The following is a 26996-nucleotide window of genomic DNA, read 5'->3' on the forward strand; positions in this document are numbered from 1 at the left end:
CGGTCAGACGTCCTTGACCCTCGGCATCTCACCCTCGGTGGTGGTGATGTCGATCACCGAGAAGTTCGCGCCCTGCGGATCGCTGAGCGCCGCGAACCGGCCGAAGGGGCTGCTCATCGGCCCGAAGCGGAGGATCCCGCCGAGCTTGGTGGCCCGTGCGACGGCCTCGTCGCAGTCGTCGACCGTGAAGTAGACGTTGATGTACGAGGGCACCTCGGGCGGGAAGTCGTCCGTCATCTTCATCCGGCCGAGGACGGTCTCCTCACCGATGTCGAACATGCGGAAGTCGATGGCGTGGTCCTCGATCTCCTTCATCCGGAAGGGGAAGACCGCGGAGAGGAAGCCGTCGGCCTTCTCCGGCTCGCGGGTGAAGACCTCGGCCCAGCAATAGGCGCCCGGGGTGGCCACGGCCTCGAAGCCCTCGTGGGTGCCTCCCTGCCAGACCCCGAACACGGCACCGCTGGGCTCGCGGGCCAGGCACATGGTGCCGAAATCGCCGACCTGCATCGGCTCCATCAGCACCTCGCCGCCGTTCTCACGGATCTTCTCCGCGGTGGCGGCGGCGTCCGGCGAGGCGAAGTAGAGGCACCACTGCGACTGCCCCTCCTGGCCGGGCATGGGCGGGACGACGGCGGCCACCGCCCTGCCGTCCGCGTAGGCCTGCGTGTAGTGGCCGTACTCCGACGACGACTCGCCGAAGGTCCAGCCGAGGACCTCGCCGTAGAAGCGCTTGGCGCCCTCGAGGTCGCCGAACATCGCGTCGGCCCAGCAGGGCTTTCCTTCAGGTTGCACGGCCATGGCCGGGGCCCTCTCGATCGCACGGACTCTCCCGGGACATCACGCTAGCCATCCTGTGCCGGGCCCGCGCGGCGAACGGCGCGGACCTCGTTCACACAGGGGCGCGGGAGCAGCCGACCGGCGCGCGATCACGGCGCACGGCACCACACGCCCTCACCGGCTGGTTTGCACCACCTCTTGATCAAAACCGCCCCCCGCGCGCTGTACCCCCCGGCTCACGAGTGCTGTTTGGCTGGTCCGAGCGCACCGGCACCCCGCGCACCACCGACCGATCCGCATCACCCCTGTCCGCCACTTCGCAGGAGGGAACGTGTCCACTCCGGACATCGCCACCGGTCCAGCAGTCGACGAACCGGGCCCCGAGGCCCCGGCCGACGGGCAGCTCACCAGCCTGAGCACCCGAGCGGCCCGCCAGCTCACCAGCACCACCAAGACCGAACCCCAGATGCAGGCCATCACCTCGCGATGGCTGCTGAAGTCCCTGCCGTGGGTGGACGTCAAGGGCGGCACCTACCGGGTCAACCGGCGGCTCCAGCTGCGCACCGGCCGTGGGCGCGTGCAGTTCGAGCACAACGGCGCCGACGACATCCGGGTCGTCCCGCAGACGCTGACCGAGTTGCCGATCCTGCGCGGCTACGACGACGCGGAGGTGCTGCGGGAGCTCGCCGGCCGTTTCCGGTCCCGGGACGTGCGCGCCGGCCAGGTGCTGTTCGAGGCGGGTCAGCCGGTGACCGAGGCCTTTCTCGTCGTGCACGGGCGGTTCACCCGCTACACGACCGGCAAGTACGGCGAGGAGGAGATCATCGGGGTCGTCACCGGCGGCGACCAGATGGGGGACGAGGCGGTCGGGCAGTCCGATCCGCTGTGGCCGGCCTCGGTGCGCGCCGAGACCGCGGGCGTGGTGCTGGCGCTGCCCTGGGACGGGGTGGAGGAGCTCACCGAGCGGGCGCCGTCGCTCGCCGCCCACCTCCAGGCCTATGTCGAGCGGCAGCGCCGGCCGATGAACCGCAAGGGCGAGGCGGAGGTCCCGGTGCAGGCCGGCCATGTGGGCGAGCCGACGCTGCCCGGCGGCTTCGTCGACTACGAACTGGCCCCGCGCGAATACGAGTTGTCCCTCACCCAGACGGTGCTGCGGGTGCACACCCGGGTGGCCGACCTCTACAACGACCCGATGGACCAGACCGCCCAGCAGCTGCGGCTGACCGTGGAGGAGATCCGCGAGCGGCAGGAATGGGAGCTGGTCAACAACCGGGAGTTCGGGCTGCTCCACAACGTCGACCACGGCCAGCGGATCAGCGCCTACACGGGGCCGCCGACGCCGGACGACATGGACGAACTGCTGTCCATGCGGCGCAGGACGAAGGTGTTCCTCGCCCATCCGAAGGCGATCGCGGCCATCTTCCGGCAGTGCAACAGGCGCGGCCTGGTGCCGGGCACCGCGAGCGTCGACGGCCACGAGGTGCCCGCCTGGCGCGGGGTGCCGATCCTCCCGTGCGGCAAGATCCCGATCAGCGAGAACCACACCACCAGCATCATCGCGCTGCGCACCGGTGAGGCCGACCAGGGCGTCGTCGGTCTCTACCAGACCGGTATCCCGGAGGAGTACCAGCCGGGGCTGAACGTCCGCTTCATGGGCATCGACGGCGCGGCCATCGTCAACTACCTCGTCACGGCCTACTACTCGCTGGCCATCCTGGTCCCCGACGCGGCGGGGATCCTGGAGAACGTCCAGCTCGGCCGGACCGCCGACTGACGGCCTGGAGCGCGCCATGAGCACACCCACCCCCTCCTACACGCTGCCCGGGCCGCCCGACATCGCCCGGAGCCTGCGCCGCGAGCGGCGCACCGGGGCCGTCCCCGGGCTGCACCACCGGCAGGCCGTCCCCGCCGACCCCGCGAAGGCCGCCGAGATCGACCGCCGGCTGGAGACCTGGGCCCGCGGCCTGGACCTGTTCCCCGAGACCTGGAAGGGGGACTTCGCCGGGTTCCAGTTCGGCCGGGCCGTCGTGCTCCAGCATCCGGGCGCCCTCGACCTGGAGCGTCTGACGGTGGCCGGCCAGCTGCTGCTCGCCGAGAACGTCGTCGACTCCTGCTACTGCGAGGAGGACGAGGGCCGGGGCGGAGCGCGCCGCGGTCTCGGCGGCCGGCTGATCATGGCCCAGTCGGCCATCGACCCCTACCACGGCGTCCCGGAGCTGGAGGAGGAGTGGCGCGAGGGCGTACGGGCCGACGGTCCGCTGCGCTCGTACCACTTCGCCCTCGCCGACTTCGGCGCCTTCGCCACCCCCAGCCAGACCGGCCGGTTCGTGCACGACATCGCCCGGCTCCACCTCGGCTATCTCGCGGAGGCGGCCTGGGCCGAGACCCGGTACGTGCCGCGGGTGTGGGAGTACCTGGTGATGCGGCAGTTCAACAACTTCCGTCCGTGTCTGTCGATCGTGGACGCGGTGGACGGCTACGAACTGCCCGAGCAGATCTACGCCCGCCCGGAGGTCCAGCGGATCACCGCGCTGGCGTGCAACGCGACCACCATCGTGAACGACCTCTACTCCTTCACCAAGGAACTGGCGAGCGATCCGACCCATCTGAACCTCCCGCAGGTCGTCGCCGCCAACGACCGGTGCGGGCTGAAGGCCGCCTATCTGAAGTCGGTCGAGATCCACAACCGGATCATGGAGGCCTTCGAGGAGGAGTCGGCCGTCCTGTCCGCGACCTCGCCCCTCGTGGAGCGCTACGCCCAGGGGCTCGCCGCCTGGGTGTCCGGCAACCACGAGTGGCACGCCACCAACAGCCACCGCTACCACCTGCCCGACTACTGGTGACCGCCCCTTCGGGTGGCAGTCCCGCACAGCGAACGAAGAACAGGCACATGCACATCGAGGAGTCAGCGTTGACGACCGTCCCCGTCGCCCGGACCGCATCCGCCCCGGTGCCGGCCCAGTCCACGTACCAGAGCCGCGTCGCGGACTACTGGAACGCCGAGGAGAACCCGGTCAACCTCGAACTCGGCAGGATCGACGATCTGTACCACCACCACTACGGCATCGGGGGAGCCGATCTGTCGGTGCTCGACGAGCCCGACCCCGACCTGCGGAGGGAGCGCATCACCACCGAGCTGCACCGCCTGGAACACGCCCAGGCCGAGCTGCTCGCCACCCATCTCGGCCCGCTCTCCCCCACCGACCGGGTCTTCGACGCGGGCTGCGGCCGCGGCGGCGGCAGCGTCACGGCGCATCTGCGCTACGGCTGCCACGCGGACGGCGTCACCCTCTCCACCAAGCAGGCCGAGTTCGCCAACGAGCAGGCCCGTGCGCGGGGCATCGACCACAGGGTGCGCTACCACCACCGCAACATGCTCGACACCGGCTTCGAGTCGGGCGCGTACGCGGCCTCGTGGAACAACGAGTCGACCATGTACGTCGAGCTGGACCTGCTGTTCGCCGAGCACGCCCGGCTGCTGCGCCGCGGCGGGCGCTACGTCGTGATCACCGGCTGCTACAACGACACCTACGGGCAGGCCTCCCGTGAGGTGTCGCTGATCAACGCGCACTACATCTGCGACATCCACCCGCGCTCGGAGTACTTCCGGGCGATGGCGCGCAACCGTCTGGTACCGGTCCACGTCGAGGATCTGACCCAGGCCACGATCCCCTACTGGGACCTGCGCAAGAAGGCCGATCACCTGGTCACGGGCATCGAGGACACCTTCCTCGACGCCTACCGCAACGGCAGCTTCCAGTATCTGCTGATCGTGGCCGACCGGGTCTGAGTCCCGCGAAATCCCGTCGACAGCACGGGCGTCGAGGCGCTGGGATGGGTGCCGATGAGTGCCTTCCACAGTGGGCCGCCGCGCAAGATGCACGCGGACGAGCCCGACCTCGACGCCCCGCTGGTCCAGCGCCTGATCGCCCGCCGGTTCCCGCAGTGGGCCGGTCTGCCGGTACGGCGTCTCGCGTCCTCCGGGACCGAGAACGCCATGTTCCGGCTGGGCGCCGAGCTGGTGGTACGGCTCCCCCGGCGCCCCGGAGCCGTACCGGACGTGGTCCGGGAGCAGCAGTGGCTGCCCCGGCTCGGTCCGCTGCTGCCGGCGGCCGTGCCCGAGCCGCTGGGGGTGGGCGAGCCGGATGCGGGGTTCCCGTGGCCGTGGTCGGTCTACCGCTGGCTGGACGGCCGCAACCCCGTCGCGGGAGCCGTGGCGGAGCCGGAGCGGCTGGCGGGGGACCTGGGGGCGTTCGTGCGCGCGCTGCGCGACGCCGACCCGCAGGACGGTCCGCACGGTTACCGGGGCGGGCCCCTGACGGACCGGGACGAGCCCACGCGTGCGGCCGTCGCCGCACTGGCGGGCAGCGTCGACACCGGCGCGGTGACGGCCCTGTGGGAGCGGGCGCTGGACGCCCCCGCCCACACCGGGGAGCCGAAGTGGGCCCACGGCGACCTGTCTCCCGGGAACGTGCTGGTCGGCGGCGACGGCCGGCTGCGCGCCGTGATCGACTTCGGCACCGCCGGGACCGGCGATCCGGCCGTGGACCTCGTCGTCGCCTGGAACCTGCTGCCCGCGGGCTCCCGGGGCGTCTTCCGCGCGGCCGTGGGCGCGGACGACGCCGAGTGGGCGCGCGGACGGGGCTGGGCGCTGTCGATCTCGCTGATCCAGCTGCCGTACTACCGGGACACCAATCCGGCGCTCGCGGAGAACTCCCGGCATGTGATCGCCGAGATCCTCGACGAGGCCGGACGGGCGTCCTGACCCCGCTACTCCCCCGCGTACGCCCTGTCGAGCGCGGCGACGTCCAGCTTGCCCATCGCCATCATGGCCTTCGTGGCCCGGTCGACCTTCGCCCGGTCCGGGTCGTGGATCATGTCGGCCAGCCGGGCGTAGACGACCTGCCACGACACGCCGTACCGGTCCTTGAGCCAGCCGCACGGGCCGGGCTGTCCGCCGTTCTCGGTGAGCTTGGCCCAGTAGTGGTCGATCTCCGCCTGGTCGGCGCACAGGATCTGGAAGGAGACGGCCTCGTTGAAGGTGAACTGGGGTCCGCCGTTGAGGGCGACGAACCGCTGTCCGTTGGCGGTGAACTCGACCGTCAGCACCGAGCCGGTCTCTCCGTAACCGGAGTCGCTGTAGTGGCTGACCCGGCCGATGCTGGAGTTCTTGAAGACGGACACGTAGAACTCGGCGGCCTCCTCGGCCTGGCCGTCGAACCAGAGACACGTGGTGAATCCGTCGGTGGTCATGGGCACCTCCTGGGCGTGGAATGCGTTCGCCTGTATCGACCCGTTCCCGGTGCGGAACTCATCGGCCGTCCGCCGGAAACACCCGGGCGGGTGAACGGCGGGTCCGCCTAGCATCCGGATCATGACCTCTTCGCCTGCCGAGAGCATCGAGCCCTTCCGCCTGTCCGTCCCGCAGAGCGACCTCGACGACCTGTACGAGCGCCTCGACCGCACCCGCTGGCCCGCCGAGCTGCCTGGCGCGGGCTGGGAGTACGGCGTCCCGGCCGGCTACCTGCGGGACCTGGTGCGGTACTGGCGGCACACCTACGACTGGCGTGCCGCCGAGGCGGAGCTGAACCGGTGGCCGCAGTTCACCACCACGATCGACGGGGCGAACGTCCACTTCGCCCAGGTGCGCTCCCCCGAGCCGGACGCGACCCCGCTGGTGCTGACCCACGGCTGGCCGGGCTCGATCGTGGAGTTCCTGGACGTGGTCGGCCCGCTCACCGACCCGGTGGCGCACGGCGGCGACGCGGCGGACGCCTTCCACGTCGTCGTGCCGAGCCTGCCGGGCTTCGGGCTGTCCGGACCCACCACCGAACCGGGCTGGGAGGCGGGCCGGGTGGCCGACGCCTGGGCGGAGCTGATGCGGCGGCTCGGTCACGAACGGTTCGGGGTGCAGGGCGGCGACTGGGGCGCGGCCGTCTCCCGGGAGCTGGGCCGGGCCCACTGCGACCGGGTGATCGGCGTCCATCTGAATCTGCTGCCCGGCGGCCAGGCGGCCACCGAGCCGACGGAGGACGAGCTGGCCGGGCTCGGCCCCGAGGAGCGGGAGCGGACGCTGCGGTCCTGGCGGCGCTGGGCGGAGTGGTCGCGCGAGGGCACGGGGTACGCCGCCTTGCAGTCCACCCGGCCGCACACCCTGGCGTACGCCCTGACGGACTCCCCCGTCGGCCAGCTCGCCTGGATCGTGGAGAAGTTCCGGGAGTGGTCGGACTCCGAGGAACTGCCGGAGGAGGCGGTCGGCCGGGACCGGCTGCTGACGAACGTGATGCTGTACTGGCTGACCGGTACGGCCGGGTCGTCGGGCCGTATCTACTACGAGCGGGCGCACGCCGTCGGCCGGACCGCCCGGCCGACGGAGCCGTCCGCGGCGCCGACCGCTCTCGCGCTGTTCCCGGCCGAACCGCAGATCGCGCTGCGGCACAAGGCGGAGCGGACCGAGAACCTCGTGCGCTGGACGGAGTTCGACCGGGGCGGCCACTTCGCGGCCATGGAGGAACCGGACCTGCTGGTCGACGACGTCCGGGCGTTCTTCCGGCAGCTGCGCCGCACCTGACGTCAGGCGGCCAGGGCGAGCCCGTCGTACGGGCGGCGCGGCACGGCGGCCGGCCGGCGGTGCGGGGTCGTCCGGCGGGTCAGCTCGCCGTGCGCCAGCGACAGCAGCTCGCCGAGGCCCAGGCCGAGCGCGTGGGCGGCGGCCGCGAGGACCTCCGAGGAGGCTTCCTTGCGGCCGCGCTCGACCTCGGACAGATAGGGCAGCGAGATACGGGCCGCCTCGGCCACGTCCTTGATCGTGCGCTCCTGTGCCCGGCGCTCCCGGCGCAGCACCTCGCCGACCAGATCGCGCCACAGCGGTTCTCTCGGCGGCGGTTCCCCGGGCCGGCCCGCGTCGGGGCGGGCGGGGGCCGGTCGCAGCGGGATCACCCGGGCTTCGTCGCTCACCTGATCGCTCACCCGGGTCAGCCTAGGAGCCGGGGCCGCCGGATCAAGGGGCGGGCGTTGCGCCCAGAGGGAAATCCCCGGGGACGCATGCTCGGCGTCACCGGGGGTACCCGAGGAGTGAGCACTCCGCCGAGAAGGCGTGAACCTCCGGATGAGGGGTACCGGGGAACACGCGCCTTACGCAGAATTCGGAAAGAAACGGACACCGAGGCCGCAGGTGCAGTAGTCGTCGAACCGTGACTTTCGTGGGAGAGGTAATGAAAACCGCCGGGATCCGGTCGCAAGCAGAGGTCACCGAGAAGACCGAGCAGCACAGGACGGGCGAGGGATCACTGCCTGGGATCGCGGACCCCAAGACCGTCGCTCCGCGTGACGCACGTGAGCTGTCCCGCCAGTTCTTCCGCCGGCTGGCCGAACTGGACGAGGGGACGCACGAGTACCAGTACGCGCGCAACACCCTCATCGAGATGAACATGTCGCTCGTGCGGTTCGCCGCGGGCCGGTTCCGCAACCGCGGCGACGACATGGAGGACATCGTCCAGACCGGCATGATCGGGCTGATCAAGGCCATCGACCGGTTCGAGCTGGCGCGCGAGGTCGAGTTCACCTCCTTCGCGCTGCCGTACATCGTCGGTGAGATCAAGCGGTTCTTCCGGGACACCACCTGGGCGGTGCACGTACCACGCCGGCTCCAGGAACTGCGGGTGGAACTCGCCAAGGCGCGCGAGGAGCTGTCCAGCCGGCTGGACCGGGACCCCACGGTCGCCGAACTCGCCACGCTCATGAACCTCTCCGAGGGCGAGGTGGTCGAGGCCCAGCTCGCCTCCAACGGCTACAACTCCGCCTCCCTGGACGCCGCGCTCACCGGTGACGGTCCCGAGCACGGCGAGTCCGTCCTCGCCGACTTCATCGGCGTCGAGGAGGAGGGCCTGCGGCTCGTCGAGGACTTCCACGCGCTCGCGCCGCTGATGGCGGAGCTGAGCGACCGAGACCGGCAGATCATCCACATGCGCTTCGTCGAGGAGGCCACGCAGGCGGAGATCGGGGAACGGCTCGGCTGCTCCCAGATGCACGTCTCCCGGCTGATCAAGCGGATCATCACCCGGCTGCGCCAGGGGATGCTCGGCGAACTCGGCTGCGCCTGAGACACGGGTTCGGGGCGGACCGTCCGGTCCGCCCCTTGGGTCCGCTCCTCGGCCGTGTCCGGCCGGTCAGCGTTTCAGCTCGAAGCGGGCGCGCACGCACTTGCCCACGGGCACACGCTCCACGGTGACCGCCGAGGCGAGGGCGTGCACGATCTCCAGACCGTGCCGTCCGACGCGCTGCGGGTCCTTCGGGTAGCGCCGGGGCAGGGTGCCGCTGCTGTCGTACACGGACACCGTGACGGAGCTGTCGGTGCCCTCCAGCTCCAGGATGTACGGGCCGTCGCTGTGCCGGTCGGCGTTGGTCACCAGCTCGCTCACCATGAGGAGCAGCTCACCGTCGGCACGGCTGTCGGTGGCGGCGCACCATTCCGTGCGCAGCTGCTCCAGGAACTGGGCGGCGAACGCGCGCGCCTCCGCGATGCATCCGGGCTCGCCGGTGTAATGCGCCGCCCGTCGCAGTGGCTCCACGGGTACGTCGAAACCAGTCGGTATCACTGCCCCGCCCAGGTGTTCGGTCATGCTGTCTCTCTCGGTAGGCCCGCTCCGGCCGGCCGCTCGCTGTTGCACCAGTCCCCTTACCCCGAGCCCGGCCCGGCAGTCCCACGTTCGCCCAGCGCGCACAGTGGCGATGCTCACGGCGACGGCCGGGCGTGTGGATCCGCCGCTCATACCGTAGGCGACACGCTCCGTGGCGACTGCGGCGGCGTGACGTTACCGGACCGGGTGGTGAACGTGGACGTCTCGGCCGGCGCTGAGCCGGAGGTCGGGGCGACCGGCTCGGTCGCGGACTGCTGCTGCGAGGTCGGCGCCTGGCTGGCCGACTCGGGGGTCTTCGACGCCGGCGGCTTGCTCTCCGGGGTCTTGGACTCGGGGTTCTTGGACTCGGGGGTCTTCGACTCCGGCTTGCTCTCCGGAGTCTTCGACTCGGGGGTCTTGGACTCGGGGGTCTTGGACTCGGGCGTCTTCGACTCCGGTTTGCTCTCCGGAGTCTTCGACTCGGGCGTCTTGGACTCGGGGGTCTTGGACTCGGGCGTCTTGGATCCCGACTCCGGTGACTTCGACTCGGAGGACTTCGATCCCGACGGCTCGGACCCCGAGGGCTTGGATTCCGAGGGCTTGGACCCCGAGGGCTTGGACCCCGACGGCTTGGACCCCGACGGCTTCGACTCGGACGGTGAGGTGGACGACGGGGACGACGGGGACGTGGAGGAGTTCGGCGGCGAGGTCGGGGACCCGCTCGGCCTCGGCGCGTTCCAGGGGTTCGGCAGCACCGGCGGCGCGGCGTGCCGGTCGTGCCGGCAGTCGTGGTCGCCGCGCTGGCGGTGGATCCAGTCGTCGTGGCGGGTGTCGAAGAGCACGAAGACCTTGACGGGCTTCGCCGCGGGCGTCACCACGACCACGCGCGTGGGGCTGTACGCCGACCAGCGCTGCCCCACGATCCTGGGTGTGGCCCGCTGGGCGACCGGCGGGGTCAGCGGGTTGCCGCTCGCGCAGCGCACCCGGGGCACGCCGTGTCCGTCGACCAGGACGGCGGTGCCCGCCTGGAGCACGGCCTGCTGGGCGGTGCCGGATCCGGCACGGTAGCCGTGGTCGGTGACGCGGGTGTCGACGCGCAGCTGGACGGGGGTGAGCGAGCGCAGATAGGCCGGTACGCCGGACGGTTGGACACCGGAGGCGGAGGCGAAGGACCGGTTCTTGGCCGGGTCCGCCCGCAGGTAGGTGATCTGCTTGTCCACGTCGCAGGCGGGGACGTTCTTGGTGCCGGTGTACAGACCGGGCGCCCCGCCCTCCACTCCGCGTACCTCGTTGGCCGCTCCCGTGGTGGGCATGGCGGAGACGGCCGGTTCCGGAGCGGCGGAGTTCTGCCGGGCGGTCGACGGCGTGTACGGGTCCCGGCCCGTGCTGCCGGCGGACTGCAGGAAGACCTCGCCGCCCTTGGCGGAGGAACCGCCGCCACCGCGGGTGAAGACGACCGCCAGGACGACGGCGACGATCACGGCCGCAGTGGCCGCGACCACGCGGGGCACGGACTTCCACCACGGCCCGTGCGGCTGCCCGGGGCCGGTGCCCCTGCCGGGCGGCTGCGAGGGAGGCGGCCCGGTGGGCGGCCGGCTGGATCCCGACAGGGGCCCTGAGGGCGGCCCGGTGGGGCGGCCGGAGGACGGAGGGTCGACGCTCACGGGGCCTTCTTCCCGTCGCGGTCGTCGCGCTGCGCGGCTCGTGCGGCTACTTGGCGGTCACACCCTGTCTGCTGCGTTCGGGTGCACGTTGATCCCATTGTGTGTCGCAGTCGGGTGACGCTCGCAAGCCGACGCGGACGGCCGGCCCACCCGGCGGGCGCGGTGCCCGGAAGCTGCTTAGCGTGGCAGACGTGAGCCCTCCCACCGTCTCCGAGCGCCCGGTCGCCCGTCACGGCTGGGTCCAGGCCGTGGGCACCGTGCTGGTCGCGCTCGCGGTCATGACGCTGTTGGCGGCACTCGGGCTGTGGGCGGCCGGGGCCGCCGATCTGCCGGACGGCGCGTTTGCGAGGGTCGTCGCGGCCACCTTGGTGACGGCGGTCGGCGGCAGCATCGAACTGGCGGGCGACGCGGGCGCGCTGGCCGAGTCACGGGCCGGGGTCACCGTGATGCCGCTGTCGGTGACCCTCGCCGGCGCGCTGCTGATCGGCGGTGGCTTTCTGCGCCCGCTGCGGCACCGGGCGGTCGCCTCGGTGCGGGAACTGGCCGGGTGGGCCGCGAGGATCGCGGTGCTGTGGGTGCTCGCCCTGGTCGGTCTGGCCCTCGGCGCCCGGCAGACCTTCGCCGTCGACATGGGCAGCGGCACACTCAGCGATCTCGCGGAGCTGTTCGGCGCGGCGCCGAAGGTGGGCTTCGCCACGAACGTCCCGCTGACCGTGCTGTTCGGACTGCTGTGGCTCGCCGGGGTGCTCGTACTGGCGCTGGCGGTCGCGCGCGGGGCGCCGCTGCCGGGGCGGCTGCTGCGCTTCCAGGAGTCGGTGCGCCCGGCGGCGCACGCGATGGTCGTGCTGCTCCTCGCCTGCGTCGCCATCGGCCTCGTCACGGCACTGATCGTCGCGGCCACGCGCGGGCACGTGACCACGACCTTCGCGCTGATCCTGCTGGGCCTGCCCAATGTGGCCTGGCTGGGCTTCGGTCTCGGCCTCGGGGCGACCTGGGACGGCCGCGTCGACGGTCCGTTCGGGCTGCCGCTGCCACACGTCCTGGACGCCGTCCTGCGCACCCCGGACGTCTCGGAACTGAACCTGGGCTCCCTCACCGACTACGACGGCCGGTACGTGTGGCTGGTCGTCGTGGACGCGCTTCTGCTGCTCGCCGTCGCGTTCCGGACGGCGGTGTGCTCACCGGCCCGGGTCCGTCCGTGGCAGCACGCCGTGCGGCTGGCCGTCGCGCTGGCCCTGACGATGCTGATGATCTGTCTGACCGGGCGGATCTCGGCGCATTACGCGCTGTCCCTGCTCGGCATCGGCGACCTGGGCGGCGGACTGTCCGGGGAACTGTTCCTCCTGCCCCACCTGTGGCAGGCGGTGGCTCTGGGCGCGCTGTGGGGGCTGGTGACCGGCTTCCTGGGGGCGCTGCCGGCCCGCCCGGTGCACCGCGGACGCGGAACGGGCGGGCCCTAGGCCCGGAACACGGGGTCGGCCCAGCGCGGGGGCGCGGGCACGGTCGGCGCCGGACGGTCCGGTCCGCTCGCCGCGGGCGGGGACGCGGGTGTGGGTACGGGCGTCGGCTTGGCGGTCGCCTGCGGGGCCGAGGCGGCGGGCGGGGCGGCCGGTACGGGCGTGCCGGCCGCGCGCAGGGCGGCGACGAAGTCGAGGCAGGTGTCGTAGCGGGCGTCGGGGCTCTTGGCGAGGGCGCGGGCGAAGACGGTGTCGACGGCGGCGGGGAGGCCCGGCCGCGCACCGCTCGGCGGCGGCGGATCGTCGTACTGGTGGGCCCAGAGCAGCGCCATGTCGTCCTCGCGCTGGAAGGGCGGGCGCCCGGTGAGGGCCTCGTGGACGACACAGGCCAGCCCGTAGACGTCGCAGCGGCCGTCGACCGGGCGGCCGGAGATCTGCTCGGGGGCCACGTAGTCGAGGGTGCCGACGAACTGGCCGACGCTGGTGAAGCCGGTCAGGGAGAGCGACTTCTTGGTGAGCCCGAAGTCGGTGAGGTACACGTGCTCGGGGTGGTCGCTGTCGGTGCCCGCGGCGATCAGGATGTTGCCGGGCTTGACGTCCCGGTGCACCAGACCGTGTTCATGGGCGGCGTCGAGGGCGGAGGCGACCTGGGCGCTGATCCGCACGGTGTCCGCGAGCGGCAGCGGACCGCGCTGGTCGAGCAGGTGGCGCAGGTCGCTGCCGGGGACGTAGCGCATGGCGATGTAGAGCACGCCGTCCGTCTCGCCGGCCTCGAACACCGGCACGATGTGCGGATGGTCGATCGCGGCGGCGACCTGGGACTCGTGGGTGAAGCGTCGGCGGAAGGTGTCGTTGCGGGCGAGTTCCGGCGCGAGCAGCTTGAGCGCCACCGTGCGGTCCAGTCGCAGGTCGCGGGCGCGGTAGACGACGGCCATGCCGCCGCGGCCGACCTCGCTCTCGATGAGGTAGCCGGCCACCCGGCGGCCGATCAGTTCGGAGGGGCGCCCGCGGAACAGGCTGGTCTCCCCGGCCATCAGCGCTCACCCTCGGGTGCGGCGAACCGGGTCGAGGCGTGCCCGGCGGCCTCCGTGTCGGTGATCTCCCGGTCGGTGGCGTAGGCGTTCAGCCGGCGTCCGTCGCCGTACATCCACCGCTCCTCCCGGGCGTCGTAGATCCACATGGACTCGCCGTCGACGACGATCCCGATCCGCAGGCCCTCGGTGCGGTCCTGGAAGTCCTCGCCGTCCAGGTCGCCGGCGGCCAGTTGCTCCACCGCGGTCCGGAAGTCGGCGAGGGCCTGTTCGACCCGGGCCAGCAGGGGCCGCGGATCGGCGGTGCCGACCGGGCCGTCGCCGGCCGGCGGGTCCTCGGGGACGGTGACCAGGAGGCGGCCGTCGACCCAGGCGCCCCAGCCGTTGGCGCACACGATGTGCCCCCAGTCGCCGCGCCGTTCCACGAGCTGGACGGGCAGCAGGGGGTCCAGCGGCACGGTGGGCCGGGCCGGGTCGGGCGCCTCCCAGGCGGGCAGCCCGTGTGCCGGGACGACATGCGTGGGCCGGAATCCGGGGCCGGGGACTTTGGTCATCGGGCCGCCCGCTTCCGCATCACGGCCGGCTCGTGCCGGCGCAGCAGCCGGGCGACCGCCAACCCGTAGAGGGCGGAGAGCACCAGCAGCATGGCCAGGTCGAGCAGCCAGACGCCCGCGGAGTGCCGGAACAGGGGGTCGGCGGTGAGGTCGCCGGGCACGATCCGGGAGAGTCCGACGGTGCCGGCCATGGCGCCGAGCGCCCAGCGGGACGGCACGAGCCAGGCGAGCTGTTCCAGGCCGGGCATGCCGTCCAGGGGGAGCAGGGCACCGCAGAAGACGACCTGGACGATCGCGAGCAGCACCAGCAGCGGCATCGTCACCTCCTCCTTGCGCACCAGTGCGGAGACCAGCAGGCCGAGCATCATCGCCGTGAACGCGAGGAGCGCGACGGCGAGGGTGATCTCGGCGAGCGGGGGCAGCAGGACGCCCTTGCCGTCGGGGGCGCCGAGGTCGACGCCGAGCAGCGCGACCAGGGTGAGGACGACGGCCTGCGCGACGGTGATCGTGCCGAGCACCGCGACCTTGGACATCAGGTAGGCGGATCTGGGCAGACCGACGGCCCGTTCGCGGCGGTACACGGCGCGTTCCTTGACCAGTTCGCGTACCGCGTTGGCGGCTCCGGTCAGTACCGCCCCGACGCACAGGATGAGCAGCGTGTTCATCGCCGTGTCCCGGACGAGCGCGCCGCCCGCCAGGGCCCGGGCCATGGCGCCCATGACGAACGGCAGGGCGATCATGATCAGGAGGAAGGTGCGGTCGGCGCCGAGGACGGCCGTGTACCGGCGGACGAGGGTGGCGAACTGCGCCGCGGCACTGCGGGGCCGGGGAGGTGGCGCCGGCGCGACGGGAGCCGGTCCGGGGTGGTGGGGCCGGGTGGTGGCTTCGGTGACGTAGTGCCGGTGGAACGGCGACTCGCGGTACTCCCGGGCCCAGTCGCGCTCCGGGTCGCGGTCGAACGCCTCGAAGGCCTCAGGCCATTGCTCGAAGCCGAAGAAGGCGAGGGCGTCGCCGGGCGGGCCGTAGTAGGCGACCTTGCCGCCGGGGGCCAGCACCAGGAGGCGGTCGCACACGCCCAGGCTCAGCACGCTGTGCGTGACCACGATGACCGTGCGGCCGTCGTCGGCGAGCCCGCGGAGCATGTTCATCACCGAGCGGTCCATGCCCGGGTCGAGACCGGAGGTGGGCTCGTCCAGGAAGAGCAGGGAGGGCTTGGTGAGCAGTTCCAGGGCGACGCTGACGCGTTTGCGCTGGCCGCCGGAGAGGGTGTGCACGGGTTGCTCCGCGCGTTGTTCGAGGCCGAGTTCGCGGATCACCTCGTCGACCCGGGCGAGCCGTTCGGTCTTCGCGGTGTCCTCCGGGAAGCGCAGTTCGGCGGCGTACGACAGGGCGGCGCGGACGGTGAGCTGGGGGTGCAGGATGTCGTCCTGCGGGACCAGTCCGATGCGTCCGCGCAGTTCGGCGTAGTCGCGGTAGAGGTCGCGGCCGTCGTACAGGACGGTGCCGCGGTCGGCGGGGCGCTGCCCGGTCAGGGCGTTCAGCAGGGTGGACTTGCCGGCGCCGCTCGGGCCGACGACAGCGAGCAGGCACTTCTCCCCGACCGGGAAGGACACGTGGTCCAGCAGGACCGTGTCGCCGTCGTCGACCGCGACGGTGAGGTCCTGGACGTCGAGGGAGACCTCGCCGGTGTCGACGTACTCCTGGAGTTCGTCGCCCACCAGGCAGAACACGGAGTGCCCGACGCCGATGGTGTCGCCGGGGCCGACCGGTGCCTGGGTGGTGGCCCGGCCGTTGAGGTACGTGCCGTTGTGGCTGCCGAGGTCGACGATGTCGTAGGTGCCGTCGGTGTGCGCGCGCAGTTCGGCGTGCCGGCGGGAGACGGTCAGGTCGTCCACCACGAGGTCGTTGTCGGGGGCGCGGCCGATGCGGATGGTGCGCGCGGGCAGCGGCCGGACGTTGGTGGGCCGGCGGAAGGTGCCGGTGAGTTCGGGCATCGACACCGCGGAGGGCCGGTCCCGGGCGGGTTCGGGGGCGCCGGTCAGGACGGCGCGCGGGCCGTCGGTGGGATTGCCGAAGCGGATCTCGCTGCCGGGCCGTACGTCCCAGCGCTCGATCCTGTGTCCGTCGGCCCAGGTGCCGTTGGTGCTCCGCTCGTCCGCCAGGGTCCACCGGTCGTGGGCGCAGCGTAGGACCGCGTGGTGCCAGGAGACCCGGGCGTCGTCGAGGACTATGTCGCTCAGCGGGTCACGTCCGACGTGATAGTCGTGACCCGGGCTCATGACCGTGCAGCCCGTGTCGGTCTCCAGGACGAGTTCGGGCGCCGTCGGGGCGACCGGCCGCTCCGCCATGGTCAGGATTCTACCGATTCATCCGCGTTCGGGCCTGCCCACGGAGATGCGCGGAGGTGGCCCGGTCCACCGACACGTGTCAGGCGACGGGCATGACGAGGGCCGGGAGGGTGCGCTGCATGCGCAGGGCGTCGACGGACTCGGCGAGCAGTTCGTACTCGGTGGTGTCGTCACTGGCGGCGATCCGCACCAGGCGCCCGCCCGCGAGCTCGTCGGCGACCAGCTCCTGCCGGGCGTCGTCGGCGCACCAGGCCCGCAGCAGAGCGGGCACGTCGGCCACCGTGTCCGCCACCGGCACGAGCGCGCCCGCCGGGTAGGTCCCGTCCCCGGGGCTCGGATCGAGCCGCTCGGCGATCCACGAGGCCCGGTCCCGCAGCCACCACAGCGCCAGCGCCAGGGTGGGCGCGCGGTAGGTGCCGAGCGGTACGCCGATGCGCCGTCCGTCGCACATGCCGTATGCCGTGACATGGCACAGGAATTCGTCGTGCACGTCTCACTCCCCCGTCGCCTCGCCTGGTGGCCGGCCGGTCCTCGCTTTCCGCGCGGCCCCTGTGCGGTGAAGTGCCCCTGACGTTCGAGTATCGCCACTGCCGAAACAGAGTCACCACGACTTTCCGGCCAGTCTGTTGGCATATTCACCGTCCGTTCTGGCCGGAATTACACCGGCCGTCCGGGGTGCGGGCATGACGCCCGAGGTAATCGACCCGCCCATGACGCCCCGGGCATGGTGGTCCCACCGGATCGGCGAGACCTGGATCCGGGCCCAGAGCAGGAATGACGACCTCGATGGAGGGTGCATCACCATGTCCGCGAACACGAACCGTTACGAGAGTGCCGCCGCCCGTTACTTCGAGGCCTGGAACGCCACCGAGCCGGCGGCGGTCGAGAAGGCGGTCGCCGCCGCGTGGACCGCGGACGGCGGGTACACCGACCCGCTCGCCGAGGTGCGCGGGCACGCGGGGATCGCAGCCGTGATCGCCGCGGTCCACGAGCAGTTCCCGGGCTTCGTGTTCCGTCCGCTCGGTGCGGTGGACGGGCACCACGACACCGCGCGTTTCGGCTGGGAGCTGGTGAACGAGGCCGACGGCTCGGCGCCGGTGGCCGGGTTCGACGTGGTGACGCTGGACGAGGAGGGCCGTATCCGGCAGGTACTCGGCTTCCTCGACCGGGTGCCGACGGGCGCCTGACACCGCCTGTCCGTGCCCGCGCGGGCGGGCTCAGCCCCTGACCGTGTCCCGGTAGCGGCGGGGCGCGACGCCGACCGTGCGTTTGAAGGCGTTGCTGAAGGCGCTCTCGGAGCCGTAGCCGACCGCGCGGGCCAGTTCCGCCACCGGGGTGGCGTCCTCGCGGAGCGCGCGGGCGGCCAGGCTCATGCGCCAGTTCTGCAGGTAGGTGAGCGGTGGCACTCCGGCGGCCGCGCGGAACCGGACGGCGAAGGTGGTCCGGGACATCGCGGCGGCCGCCGCCAGTTCCCGCAGCTGCCACGGCCGGGCCGGGTCGGCGTGCATCAGGCGCAGGGCCGGGGCCAGCCGCTCGTCCGCGAGGGCCCGCAGCCAGCCGGGCGGCAGCCCCGCGGCCTCGTTCAGGCAGGCGCGCAGCACCTGGACGAACATCAGCTGGGCCAGGTGGTCGGAGCTGAAGGCGGAACCGGCCCGGCCACCGCTCATCTCCGCCATCAGCTGCCCGGTGAGCCAGCGCAGCACGGGTGCCTCGGTGGCGCCGGCCCGCACGTGGATCAGGTCCGGCAGGGCCCGGCGCAGCAGGTCGCCGCCGTCCCGGCTGAGGTCGATGTGCCCGGAGAGGCACAGCACCTCCTCTCCCCCGCCGAGCGCGCCGACGGCGGTGTCCGGGTCCACGGCGACGTCGGCCGGGTCCGTCGGGGTGAGCGCCGGATCGCTGCACAGCACGTAGGAACGCCGGCCGTCGGAGACGACGACGTCGCCCTCGGCCAGCGTCACCGGCCCGGCTCCGCCCTCGGCGACGAGCAGGCAGGAGCCGCGCGCGAGGACGTTGACCTTGAGCCTGTCGCGCCCCCGCAGCCGGATGGCCCAGCGGCCACCGGCCGTGAAACCGCCGGAGAACACCCCGCGGGCGTCGGCCACGGCGAGGGCGTCGGAGAGGGGATCGACGGACATGGTCGAACTATCGCGCAAGTACGGCGCACTCTCAAGCATTCATCGTACGAGTCCCGCTGCCTACGGTGGAGTCATGACCCGGCACGAGGAGACACCCGTCATGACCACCGCACAGCAGCCCCTCCCCTCCGGTTTCGGCGCCGCGTCCACGGCGCAGGACGTCATCGAGGGCGTCGATCTGACCGGCAGGGTCGCCGTCGTCACCGGCGGCCACTCGGGCATCGGTCTGGAGACCAGCCGCGCCCTGCGGGCCGCGGGCGCCCGGGTCGTCGTACCGGCCCGGGACCCGGAGCGGGCCCGGGCCGCGCTGAAGGAGCTCGACGGCGTCGAGGTGGAGCGGATGGACCTGATCGACCCGGCGTCCGTCGACGCCTTCGCCGCGAGGTTCCTGGCCTCCGGCCGTCCGCTGCACATCCTGGTGAACAGCGCCGGGATCATGGCGACCCCGCTGACCCGCGACGCGCGCGGACACGAGGCGCAGTTCGCGACCAACCACCTCGGGCACTTCCGGCTGACCGCCCGGCTGTGGCCCGCCCTGGTGGCGGCGCACGGGGCGCGGGTGGTCGCGCTGTCCTCCCGGGGCATCCGCTTCTCCCCCGTCGTCTTCGACGACCTGCACTTCGAGCGGCGGCCCTACGAACCGTTCGTCGCCTACGGCCAGTCGAAGACCGCCAACGCACTGTTCGCCGTGGAGCTGGACCGGCGGGGCCGGGCGCACGGCGTGCGGGCCTTAGCCGTGCATCCCGGCACCATCGTCGACACCGGTCTCGCCAAGCACGTCTCCGCCGAGGCCCTGCGGGCGGCCGGCGCCGTCGACGACGAGGGCCGCGTCGTCATCGACCCCGCCCGGCAGCTCAAGACCGTCCAGCAGGGAGCGGCCACCGGCGTGTGGTGCGCCACCAGCCCGCGGCTCGACGGACTCGGCGGCGTCTACTGCGAGAACTGCGACATCAGCCCGCTGGTCGCCCCGGAGACGGAGGCCGACTGGTACGCCACGGCCGAGCTGCCCGGTGTGCTGCCCTACGCGGTCGACCCGGAGGCGGCGGCGCGGCTGTGGGCGGTGAGCGAGGGGCTCACCGCCTGACCGCGCCCCCGCCCGAGCCGTTCAGCCCTTGACGATGGCGTCGATGCGCGCCAGTTCCTCGGCGTCGAAGTCGAGGGCCCGGATGGCGCCGACGCTGTCCTCCAGCTGCCGGGGGCTGCTCGCGCCGACGAGGGCGGAGGTGACCCGGCCGCCGCGCAGCACCCAGGCCAGGGCCAGCTGGGCCAGGGTCTGGCCGCGGGACTTGGCGACCTCGTCGAGGGCCCGCAGCCTGCCCACGAGCTCCTCGGTGACCGCGTCCGAGTTCAGGAAGGGACTGTCGCTCGCCGCCCGGGAGTCCTCCGGGATGCCGTCGAGGTAGCGGCCGGTGAGCAGGCCCTGCTCCAGCGGGGAGTAGACGATGGAGCCCACCTGGAGCTCGTCGAGGGCGTCGAGCAGTCCCTCGTCCTCGGGACGCCGGTCCAGCATCGAGTAGCGCGGCTGGTGGATGAGGAGCGGGGTGCCGAGGTCGGCGAGGATGCGGGCGGCCTCACGGGTCTGCTCGGCGGAGTAGTTGGACACGCCCACGTAGAGCGCCTTGCCCTGCTGCACGGCCGAGTGCAGCGCGCCCATCGTCTCCTCCAGCGGAGTGTCCGGGTCGGGGCGGTGCGAGTAGAAGACGTCGACGTAGTCCAGGCCCATCCGGGTGAGGCTCTGGTCGAGGGAGGACAGCAGGTACTTGCGCGAGCCCCATTCGCCGTACGGGCCGGGCCACATCAGATAGCCGGCCTTGGTGGAGATGACCAGCTCGTCGCGGTACGGCGCGAGGTCGGCCCGCAGGGCGTCGCCCAGCGCGGACTCGGCGGCACCGGGCGGCGGACCGTAGTTGTTGGCGAGGTCGAAGTGGGTGACGCCGAGGTCGAAGGCGCGGCGCAGGATGGCGCGCTGGGTCTCGGCGGGCCGGTCGGGCCCGAAGTTGTGCCACAGGCCGAGCGACAGCGCGGGGAGTTTCAGTCCGCTGCGCCCGGTGCGCCGGTAGGGCATGTCGGCGTATCGGTCGGGGTGTGCGGTGTACAACGCGACTCCAGAGGGGTTGGCACACGGTCTTACCGGCTCCCGGCGGCGTCCGGTCCGGTCGGGCGTCGGCCGCCCGGGAACGCTTCCACTCTGGCGCGGCCGCCGGGCAGCGGTCCAACAGAAGAATCCGATGCGATTGTGCGGTTAGGCTTCTCAATCATGGAACTGCGCCATCTCCAGCACTTCGTCGCCGTCGCCGAGGACCAGCACTTCACCCGGGCCGCCGAGCGTCTGATGGTGTCCCAGTCGGGTCTGTCGGCGTCCATCCGGGCGCTGGAGCGGGAGTTGCGGGCGCCGCTGTTCGTGCGGACCACCCGGCGGGTGACGCTCACCGAGGCCGGGCGCGCGCTGCTGGGGGAGGCCGAGCGGATCCTCGCACAGGTGCGGTCGGCGCACGAGGCGGTGGCCGCGGTCCAGGGCGTGCTGCGCGGCACGCTGGCCCTGGGGACCGAGCAGTGCATCGCGGGGGTGCACGTGGCCCGGCTGCTGGCCGCGTTCCGGGGGCGCCACCCGGACGTCGAGATCCGGCTGCGCCAGGCGGGTTCGGGCGCACTGGCGGAGGAGGTCGCGGCCGGACGGCTCGACCTGGCCTTCGCCTACCGCACCCAGGCGGACAGCGACCAGCTGCGGTCGGTGTCGCTGACCGCCGAGCCGATGACCGTGCTGTGCCACCCCAGCCATCGTCTGGCCTCGGCCGCGGCCGTCCTCGCCCCGGAGGACCTGCTGGGCGAGGTCTTCGTCGACTTCCATCCGGACTGGGGGCCGCGCCGCACCACCGACGCCGCGTTCGCCGCGGCCGGTGTCCGGCGCACGGTGGCGCTGGAGGTCAACGACGTGCACAGCCTGCTCGACCTGGTGGACGAGAACCTCGGGATCGCGGTCGTACCCCGGCACTTCCGGCACAAGCGGCCCTCGCTGACGGCGCTGCCGATCAAGGGGACGAGCGAGACGGAGTACGAGACGGTCGCCCTGCTGCCGCCGGAGGGGTCCACCAGCCCCGCCGCCCGCGCGCTCGTCACGCTCCTCGAAACCGGCGGTACGACGGCACCCGAGGAGGGTCCGCGGAGCCCGGACGCGTGAGCGGCCGCGGTTTGCGATGGTGGACGGTATGCATGCGAAGGACATCCTCATCGACGGCTTCGGCCGCATCCGGGAAGAAGTCCATGCCGCCCTCGACGGCCTCGGACCGGACGAACTCCACCGGCGCCCGGCACCCGACGCCAACTCCGTCGCCTGGCTCGTCTGGCACCTCACCCGGGTGCAGGACGACCACTTCGCCGACGCCTTCGGCCTGGAGCAGGTGTGGCTCTCCCAGGGCTGGGACAAGCGCCTCGACCTGGGCCTGCCCCGGCACGACACCGGCTACGGGCACAGTCCGGCCAAGGTCGCGAAGGTGCGGGTCGACTCGGCGGACCTGCTGACCGGGTACCACGACGCCGTGCACGAGCAGACCCTCGGCGCCCTGCGGGGGCTCGCCGCCAAGGACCTGGAACGCGTGGTGGACGAACGCTGGGACCCCCCGGTCACCCTGGGGGTCCGCCTGGTCAGCGTCCTGTCCGACGACCTTCAGCACGTCGGACAGGCGGCCTACCTGCGGGGGCTGCTTCAGAGCGCGGCGGCGTAACCCGGCAGGACCACGTTCTCGATGAGGGCGTTGCGCTCGTCGAACGGGATGAACGCGCTCTTGAGGGCGTTCACCGTGACCGTGCGCAGGTCCTCGACGGTCCAGCCGGCCTCCTCGACCAGCAGGGACATCTCCCGGGTCATGGTCGTACCGGACACCAGACGGTTGTCGGTGTTGAGCGTGACCCGGAAGCCGAGGTCCTTCAGGGCCGTGATCGGGTGCTCGGCGATCGAGGTGGCGCAGCCGGTCTGGAGGTTGGAGGTGGGGCACATCTCCAGGGCGATCCGGCGGTCGCGCACCCAGGCGGCGAGGCGGCCGAGCTTGCCGTCCACGATGTCCTCGGTGAGGCGGACACCGTGGCCGATGCGCTGGGCGCCGCAGACCTGGAGGGCCTGGTGGATGCTGGGCAGGCCGTGCGCCTCGCCGGCGTGGATGGTGAACGGCACGCTCTCGCGGCGCAGGTGCTCGAAGGCCGCGAGGTGCTCGGCGGGCGGGAACCCGTCCTCGGCGCCGGCGATGTCGAAGCCGACGACACCGGCGTCGCGGTAGACGACGGCCAGCTCGGCGGCCTCGCGGACGCGGTCGAACATCCGCATGCCGCACAGCAGGGTGCCCACGCGGACCGGGGTGCCGGCGGCGGCCGCCTTGGCCATGCCCGCGGCGAGACCCTCCTGGACGGTCTCCACGACCTCGGCGAGCGTCAGCCCGCCGTTGGTGTTCAGCTCCGGGGCGTAGCGCACCTCGGCGTAGACGACACCGTCCGCGGCGAGGTCGAGGACGTACTCCTCGGCGACGCGCAGCAGGCCCTCGCGGGTCTGCATGACGGCGAGGGTGTGCTCGAAGGTGGCGATGTAGCGGACCAGGTCACCGGAGTTGGCGGCCTCGAAGTACCAGGCGGCCAGCTCGTCGGGGTCGGTGGTGGGCAGCTGGTGGCCGACCGCGGCCGCGAGCTCGACGACGGTGGCGGGGCGCAGGCCGCCGTCGAGGTGGTCGTGGAGCACGGCCTTGGGCAGCCGGCGGAGGGTCTCGGTGTCGATGCGGGGCGCGGTCATGGCAGGGTCTTTCCTCGGCAGGTGGTTCACGGAGAGATCAGGCGGCGGGCTGGAGCAGGTCCCAGCGGTTGCCGTACAGGTCCTGGAAGACGGCGACGGTGCCGTACGGCTCGTACCGGGGCTCCTCCAGGAAGGTCACACCGGCGGCGGTCATCCGGGCGTGGTCGCGGGCGAAGTCGTCGGTGTGCAGGAAGAAGCCGACGCGTCCACCGGTCTGGTCGCCGACGCGGGCGCGCTGGCCCTCGTCCTTGGCGCGGGCCAGGACCAGTCCGGTCGCGGTCGCGCCGCCGCCCGGTTCCACCACGACCCAGCGGGAACCGTCGGGCCGCGGGGCGTCCTCGACCAGGCGGAAGCCGAGGGCCTCGGTGTAGAAGCGGATGGCCTCGTCGTAGTCGTCGACGACGAGGGTGACCAGGGCGACGCGTCGCATCGGAACCTTCCGGTGGGGGTGGTTAGCCGGTGAGGTTATACGTAAAACTATGCGGACGCCAGTCTCTGTTCTACGCGCGTTGCTACAAGGGCGGAGCGGGGATCGGCCTCAGGGCCGTCCGTCCCTGGATCACCTCGGCACGAGCGAAAGCGGCGCGGGCGTCAGCCGTCGGATTCGAGCAGGTCCCGCAGGATGCGCTCGTCGTCCGGGCTGAGCTGGGCGACGAAGCGGGCGAGGACGGTCTCGCGGTCGCTGTCCCGGTTCAGCTCGCTGTGCATCCGGCGGGCGGTGAGGCCGTGGGTGTCCTGGGCGTCCCGCACGGGCTGGTAGGCGTAGCCGCGGCCCTGGCGCCGCCGGTCGACGACCCCCTTGTCGTGCAGGCGGGAGAGGATCGTGGTCACCGTCGTACGGGCGAGTTCCGTCCCGAGACTGCGCTGGACCTGACCGGGCGTCTGGGGCGTGCCCGCGGCCCACAGCGCGGCCATGACGCTCGCTTCGAGTTCACCGGCCGGCCGGCGTTCGTCCTTGGCCTCGGTCATGGGAAGGTCCCTCACCCCGTCGTCGTCCGCGGTCCCGTCTACACGATTGTAGTTAGCCGCTCGCCCGGCGGTGCCGTCGGCGGGCGAGCGCCCTGCCGGTGACCGGCCGGGCACCCCCGGCGGCGGATGCCCGTCGCGAGCCCGGCCGTGGTGACGGCACCGCCGATCCCACTCGCCCTGTCTCGCGGACCATCGGCCCGGCCGCCCGGAGTGCCGGGGCCGCTCCTCGGCCCGGCGTTCCGGTGGCGGTCACCGTTGAGCCCGCGGGCCGGGCCCGGCCGCACCCGACGGACAGAGGTGCGGGAACGACCGAGGCCCCCTGCGGCGCCGGCGTCAGCCGGTCTGCGTGCGGGCCGCGTCGAGCCGGGCCAGCTCCTCGCCGGTGAGTTCGATCGCGCCGGCGGCGACGTTCTCGACCAGGTGAGCGGGGTTGCCGGTGCCGGGGATCGCGAGCATGTGCGGCCCCTGGTGCAGCGTCCAGGCGATCCGGACCTGCGCCGCGCCGACGCCGTGCGCCCGGGCGACGGAGAGCACCGCCTCGTCGTGGGCGGCCGTCGCACCAAGCTCCCCGGCGTCCCCGGCCACGGCGTAGAAGGGGACGAAGGCGATGCCGTGCTCCCCGCACAGCCGCAGGACCTCGTCCCCCACGGGGTCGGGACGGTCCACGGCGTACCGGTTCTGGACGCACACCACCGGCGCGATCTCCAGCGCCTCAGCCAGGTGCCGCGGCTCCACCGCGGAGACGCCGAGGTGCCGGATCAGACCCGCCGTCCGCAACTCGGCGAGGGCCCCGAAGTGCTCCGCGATCGAATCCTGGCGCTGGCGGCGGAAGTTGACGACGTCGAGGTGGTCGCGCCCGAGTTGCCGGAGGTTCTCCTCGACGTGTCCGCGCAGCTGGTCGGGGCGCGCCGCGGTCCCCCACTCGCCTTGGTGGTCACGGTGGGGGCCGACCTTGGTGACGACGACGAGGTCGTCGGGGTACGGCGAAAGGGCGCTGTTGATCAGCTCGTTGGCGGAACGCAGCGACGAGAAGTAGAAGGCCGCCGTGTCTATGTGGTTCACCCCGAGCTCCACGGCCCTGCGCAGGACGGCGAGCGACCGTTCCCGGTCGCTCGGGGTGCCGTGGTGGAAGGCGGCACTGCCCGTCAGCCGCATCGCGCCGAAGCCGATGCGGTGGACGGGCAGGTCGCCGAGTTTCCAGGTTCCGGAGGCGTCCGCGGTGATCGTTTCTGCAGTCATCGGCGGAGTGTCGCACAGGGCACCCGGCCGGGGCACCGCATGACGGCCCGCCGGCCCCCGGCGTCGCGGGTGCGGCCGGTCAGGCCAGCGGCTTGGACAGGACCGCCTTGCGGTGGCTGAAGGTCTCGATGGACCAGCGACCGTGGTAGCTGCCCATGCCGCTCTCCCCCACACCACCGAAGGGCAGGTCGGAGACGGTGAGATGGGCGAGCGGCAGCCCGTATCCGAGTCCGCCGGAGGAGGTCTCGGCGGCGATGCGGGCGCGGGTCTCGTCGGACTCGGTGAAGACGTAGAGGGCGAGGGGCTTGTCGCGGTCGTTGATGAAGGCGATCGCCTCGTCCAGGCCGGCCACGGTGACGATCGGCAGGATGGGGCCGAAGATCTCCTCCCGCATGACGGGGGAGCCGGGGTCGACGTCGGCGAGGACGGTGGGCGCGAGGTACTTGGCCGTGCGGTCGCCCACGCCGCCGACCGCCACGCGGCCGGAGCCGAGCAGACCGGACAGCCGGTCGAAGTGCCGCTCGTCGATGATCCGCCCGTACTCGGGCGAGGCGGCCGGGTCGGTGCCGTAGAGGGATTCGACGGCGCGGACCAGGGCGGCCTCCAGGGCGGCGGCGGTCCCGGGGTCGGTCAGGACGTAGTCGGGAGCCACGCAGGTCTGGCCGGCGTTGAGGAACTTGCCCCGCGCGAGCCGGTCCGCGACCGTGTCGAGGTCGGTGCCGCGGTCCACGAACACCGGTGACTTTCCGCCCAGTTCGAGGGTGACCGGGGTGAGGTGCTCGGCCGCGGCGCGCATCACGATCCGGCCGACGGTGCCGTTGCCGGTGTAGAAGACGTGGTCGAAGCGCTCGGCGAGCAGGGCCGTCGTCTCCGGGACGCCGCCCTCCACGACGGCGACCGCGTCGGTGTCGAGGTAGGCGGGGATCAGCTCGGCCAGCGCGGCCGAGGTGGCCGGGGCCAGCTCGCTCGGCTTGGCGACGACCGCGTTGCCGGAGGCGAGCGCGCCGACCATCGGGGCGAGCAGGAGCTGCGCCGGGTAGTTCCAGGGGGCGATGACCAGGACCACGCCGAGGGGGTCGACCTGGGTCCAGGCGGTGGCGTCGGGGCCGAGGTGCGCCGGGACGGGCGCGGGCTCCGGGCGCAGCCAGGCGTCCAGGTGCTCCAGGGTGTGGTCGATCTCCCGGACCGTGAAGTCGATCTCGGTGCGGTACGCCTCGGTCTCGCTCTTGCCGAGGTCGGCGCGGAGGGCGGCGGCGAGGTCGGCGCCGCGTTCGGTGAGCAGGGCGCGCAGGCGGCGCAGCTGGGCGGTGCGCCATGCCACGGGCCTGGTGCGGCCGGTGGCGAAGGTGGCGCGCAGCCGGGCCACGACGTCGGCGGGCTGCTCGGTGCTGGAGAGGTTCACGGGTGCCTCGCTGGTGCGGCACGGGCCG

General features: G+C 72.6%; 27 protein-coding genes. 11 read left to right on the forward strand and 16 right to left on the reverse strand.

The window, feature by feature from the left end:
• Nucleotides 1-3 precede the first annotated feature (3 nt).
• Complete coding sequence (locus ACF08B_RS17860) at nucleotides 4-798, reverse strand: VOC family protein (protein ID WP_392318196.1); 795 nt, start codon at nucleotides 796-798, stop codon at nucleotides 4-6.
• 310 nt (nucleotides 799-1108) lie between these two features.
• Between ACF08B_RS17860 and ACF08B_RS17865 the strand changes: the two genes are divergently transcribed.
• From ACF08B_RS17865 to ACF08B_RS17880, 4 genes are read left to right on the forward strand one after another with little or no spacing between them, the layout of a single operon-like run.
• Entirely contained in the window at nucleotides 1109-2551 is a 1443-nt protein-coding gene (locus tag ACF08B_RS17865) for a family 2B encapsulin nanocompartment shell protein (protein ID WP_392318197.1), read from the forward strand.
• Nucleotides 2552-2567: 16 nt separating this feature from the next.
• On the forward strand, nucleotides 2568-3620 hold the full coding sequence (locus ACF08B_RS17870; RefSeq protein WP_392318198.1) for a family 2 encapsulin nanocompartment cargo protein terpene cyclase: 1053 nt from the start codon (nucleotides 2568-2570) through the stop codon (nucleotides 3618-3620).
• A 47-nt stretch (nucleotides 3621-3667) separates the two neighbouring features.
• Nucleotides 3668-4567 (forward strand): geranyl diphosphate 2-C-methyltransferase, encoded by a 900-nt coding sequence (locus ACF08B_RS17875; protein WP_392318199.1) that lies wholly within the window; start codon nucleotides 3668-3670, stop codon nucleotides 4565-4567.
• Nucleotides 4568-4621: 54 nt separating this feature from the next.
• Nucleotides 4622-5542: an aminoglycoside phosphotransferase family protein gene (locus tag ACF08B_RS17880; protein WP_392318200.1), complete on the forward strand. Its 921-nt coding sequence runs from the start codon at nucleotides 4622-4624 to the stop codon at nucleotides 5540-5542.
• Nucleotides 5543-5547: 5 nt separating this feature from the next.
• Here ACF08B_RS17880 and ACF08B_RS17885 read toward each other — a convergent pair whose 3' ends face one another.
• A complete protein-coding gene (locus tag ACF08B_RS17885) occupies nucleotides 5548-6030 on the reverse strand; it encodes a VOC family protein (RefSeq protein ID WP_093479754.1) in 483 nt (160 codons plus the stop codon).
• Nucleotides 6031-6151: 121 nt separating this feature from the next.
• On the opposite strand from ACF08B_RS17885, the gene ACF08B_RS17890 reads away from it, so the two are divergent.
• Nucleotides 6152-7348: an epoxide hydrolase family protein gene (locus tag ACF08B_RS17890; RefSeq protein WP_392318201.1), complete on the forward strand. Its 1197-nt coding sequence runs from the start codon at nucleotides 6152-6154 to the stop codon at nucleotides 7346-7348.
• A gap of 2 nt (nucleotides 7349-7350) precedes the next feature.
• On the opposite strand, the gene ACF08B_RS17895 is transcribed toward ACF08B_RS17890, so the two are convergent.
• A complete protein-coding gene (locus ACF08B_RS17895) occupies nucleotides 7351-7746 on the reverse strand; it encodes a helix-turn-helix domain-containing protein (protein ID WP_392318202.1) in 396 nt (131 codons plus the stop codon).
• Nucleotides 7747-7991: 245 nt separating this feature from the next.
• Here ACF08B_RS17895 and ACF08B_RS17900 point away from each other — a divergent pair, with 245 nt between their 5' ends.
• The gene (locus ACF08B_RS17900) at nucleotides 7992-8879 is read left to right on the forward strand and encodes an RNA polymerase sigma factor SigF (protein WP_392318203.1); all 888 of its coding nucleotides are present in this window, start codon (nucleotides 7992-7994) and stop codon (nucleotides 8877-8879) included.
• Nucleotides 8880-8945: 66 nt separating this feature from the next.
• On the opposite strand, the gene ACF08B_RS17905 is transcribed toward ACF08B_RS17900, so the two are convergent.
• Both ACF08B_RS17905 and ACF08B_RS17910 read right to left on the reverse strand, forming a co-directional pair.
• The gene (locus ACF08B_RS17905) at nucleotides 8946-9398 is read right to left on the reverse strand and encodes an ATP-binding protein (RefSeq protein WP_392318204.1); all 453 of its coding nucleotides are present in this window, start codon (nucleotides 9396-9398) and stop codon (nucleotides 8946-8948) included.
• A gap of 146 nt (nucleotides 9399-9544) precedes the next feature.
• Nucleotides 9545-10906 (reverse strand): DUF6777 domain-containing protein, encoded by a 1362-nt coding sequence (locus tag ACF08B_RS17910; RefSeq protein WP_392318205.1) that lies wholly within the window; start codon nucleotides 10904-10906, stop codon nucleotides 9545-9547.
• A gap of 344 nt (nucleotides 10907-11250) precedes the next feature.
• On the opposite strand from ACF08B_RS17910, the gene ACF08B_RS17915 reads away from it, so the two are divergent.
• On the forward strand, nucleotides 11251-12519 hold the full coding sequence (locus ACF08B_RS17915) for a streptophobe family protein (RefSeq protein WP_392318206.1): 1269 nt from the start codon (nucleotides 11251-11253) through the stop codon (nucleotides 12517-12519).
• On the opposite strand, the gene ACF08B_RS17920 is transcribed toward ACF08B_RS17915, so the two are convergent.
• The 4 genes from ACF08B_RS17920 to ACF08B_RS17935 form a co-directional block, all read right to left on the reverse strand.
• Nucleotides 12516-13550, reverse strand: coding sequence for a protein kinase (locus tag ACF08B_RS17920; protein ID WP_392318207.1), 1035 nt, complete (start codon nucleotides 13548-13550; stop codon nucleotides 12516-12518). The genes ACF08B_RS17915 and ACF08B_RS17920 overlap by 4 nt on opposite strands.
• Nucleotides 13550-14101, reverse strand: a complete 552-nt coding sequence (locus ACF08B_RS17925) for a hypothetical protein (protein ID WP_392318208.1) — start codon at nucleotides 14099-14101, stop codon at nucleotides 13550-13552. Before ACF08B_RS17925 ends, ACF08B_RS17920 begins: the two co-directional genes overlap by 1 nt.
• Complete coding sequence (locus tag ACF08B_RS17930) at nucleotides 14098-16449, reverse strand: FHA domain-containing protein (RefSeq protein WP_392318209.1); 2352 nt, start codon at nucleotides 16447-16449, stop codon at nucleotides 14098-14100. The genes ACF08B_RS17925 and ACF08B_RS17930 overlap by 4 nt, the downstream gene beginning before the upstream one ends.
• Before the next feature lie 79 nt (nucleotides 16450-16528).
• Complete coding sequence (locus ACF08B_RS17935) at nucleotides 16529-16939, reverse strand: hypothetical protein (RefSeq protein ID WP_093479746.1); 411 nt, start codon at nucleotides 16937-16939, stop codon at nucleotides 16529-16531.
• Nucleotides 16940-17252: 313 nt separating this feature from the next.
• Here ACF08B_RS17935 and ACF08B_RS17940 point away from each other — a divergent pair, with 313 nt between their 5' ends.
• On the forward strand, nucleotides 17253-17636 hold the full coding sequence (locus ACF08B_RS17940) for a nuclear transport factor 2 family protein (protein WP_392318210.1): 384 nt from the start codon (nucleotides 17253-17255) through the stop codon (nucleotides 17634-17636).
• A 30-nt stretch (nucleotides 17637-17666) separates the two neighbouring features.
• Here the strand turns inward: ACF08B_RS17940 and ACF08B_RS17945 are convergent, their stop codons facing one another.
• Nucleotides 17667-18584, reverse strand: a complete 918-nt coding sequence (locus ACF08B_RS17945) for an AraC family transcriptional regulator (RefSeq protein WP_392318211.1) — start codon at nucleotides 18582-18584, stop codon at nucleotides 17667-17669.
• 73 nt (nucleotides 18585-18657) lie between these two features.
• Here ACF08B_RS17945 and ACF08B_RS17950 point away from each other — a divergent pair, with 73 nt between their 5' ends.
• Nucleotides 18658-19668 (forward strand): oxidoreductase, encoded by a 1011-nt coding sequence (locus ACF08B_RS17950; RefSeq protein WP_392318212.1) that lies wholly within the window; start codon nucleotides 18658-18660, stop codon nucleotides 19666-19668.
• A 21-nt stretch (nucleotides 19669-19689) separates the two neighbouring features.
• Here ACF08B_RS17950 and mgrA read toward each other — a convergent pair whose 3' ends face one another.
• Nucleotides 19690-20682: an L-glyceraldehyde 3-phosphate reductase gene (gene mgrA / locus ACF08B_RS17955; protein WP_392318213.1), complete on the reverse strand. Its 993-nt coding sequence runs from the start codon at nucleotides 20680-20682 to the stop codon at nucleotides 19690-19692.
• A gap of 159 nt (nucleotides 20683-20841) precedes the next feature.
• On the opposite strand from mgrA, the gene ACF08B_RS17960 reads away from it, so the two are divergent.
• Nucleotides 20842-21762, forward strand: a complete 921-nt coding sequence (locus tag ACF08B_RS17960) for a LysR substrate-binding domain-containing protein (protein ID WP_392318214.1) — start codon at nucleotides 20842-20844, stop codon at nucleotides 21760-21762.
• A 28-nt stretch (nucleotides 21763-21790) separates the two neighbouring features.
• Complete coding sequence (locus ACF08B_RS17965; protein WP_392318215.1) at nucleotides 21791-22306, forward strand: DUF664 domain-containing protein; 516 nt, start codon at nucleotides 21791-21793, stop codon at nucleotides 22304-22306.
• Here the strand turns inward: ACF08B_RS17965 and ACF08B_RS17970 are convergent.
• The 5 genes from ACF08B_RS17970 to ACF08B_RS17990 all read right to left on the reverse strand — a co-directional run bounded on the left by ACF08B_RS17970 (nucleotide 22288) and on the right by ACF08B_RS17990 (nucleotide 26968).
• On the reverse strand, nucleotides 22288-23358 hold the full coding sequence (locus ACF08B_RS17970) for an adenosine deaminase (protein ID WP_392318216.1): 1071 nt from the start codon (nucleotides 23356-23358) through the stop codon (nucleotides 22288-22290). The genes ACF08B_RS17965 and ACF08B_RS17970 overlap by 19 nt on opposite strands.
• Nucleotides 23359-23395: 37 nt before the next feature.
• Nucleotides 23396-23788 carry a VOC family protein gene (locus ACF08B_RS17975; RefSeq protein ID WP_093695389.1) on the reverse strand — a complete coding sequence of 131 codons (393 nt, stop codon included), beginning with the start codon at nucleotides 23786-23788 and terminating at the stop codon, nucleotides 23396-23398.
• Between the two features lie 161 nt (nucleotides 23789-23949).
• On the reverse strand, nucleotides 23950-24327 hold the full coding sequence (locus tag ACF08B_RS17980; protein WP_093479739.1) for a BlaI/MecI/CopY family transcriptional regulator: 378 nt from the start codon (nucleotides 24325-24327) through the stop codon (nucleotides 23950-23952).
• A gap of 333 nt (nucleotides 24328-24660) precedes the next feature.
• On the reverse strand, nucleotides 24661-25566 hold the full coding sequence (locus ACF08B_RS17985) for an aldo/keto reductase (RefSeq protein WP_392318217.1): 906 nt from the start codon (nucleotides 25564-25566) through the stop codon (nucleotides 24661-24663).
• 79 nt (nucleotides 25567-25645) lie between these two features.
• Nucleotides 25646-26968 (reverse strand): aldehyde dehydrogenase family protein, encoded by a 1323-nt coding sequence (locus tag ACF08B_RS17990; protein WP_392318218.1) that lies wholly within the window; start codon nucleotides 26966-26968, stop codon nucleotides 25646-25648.
• Nucleotides 26969-26996: the final 28 nt, after the last annotated feature.

This window comes from Streptomyces sp. NPDC015139, from assembly GCF_043079785.1.
In the GTDB taxonomy this organism is placed as follows: Bacteria; Actinomycetota; Actinomycetes; order Streptomycetales; family Streptomycetaceae; genus Streptomyces; species Streptomyces albidocamelliae.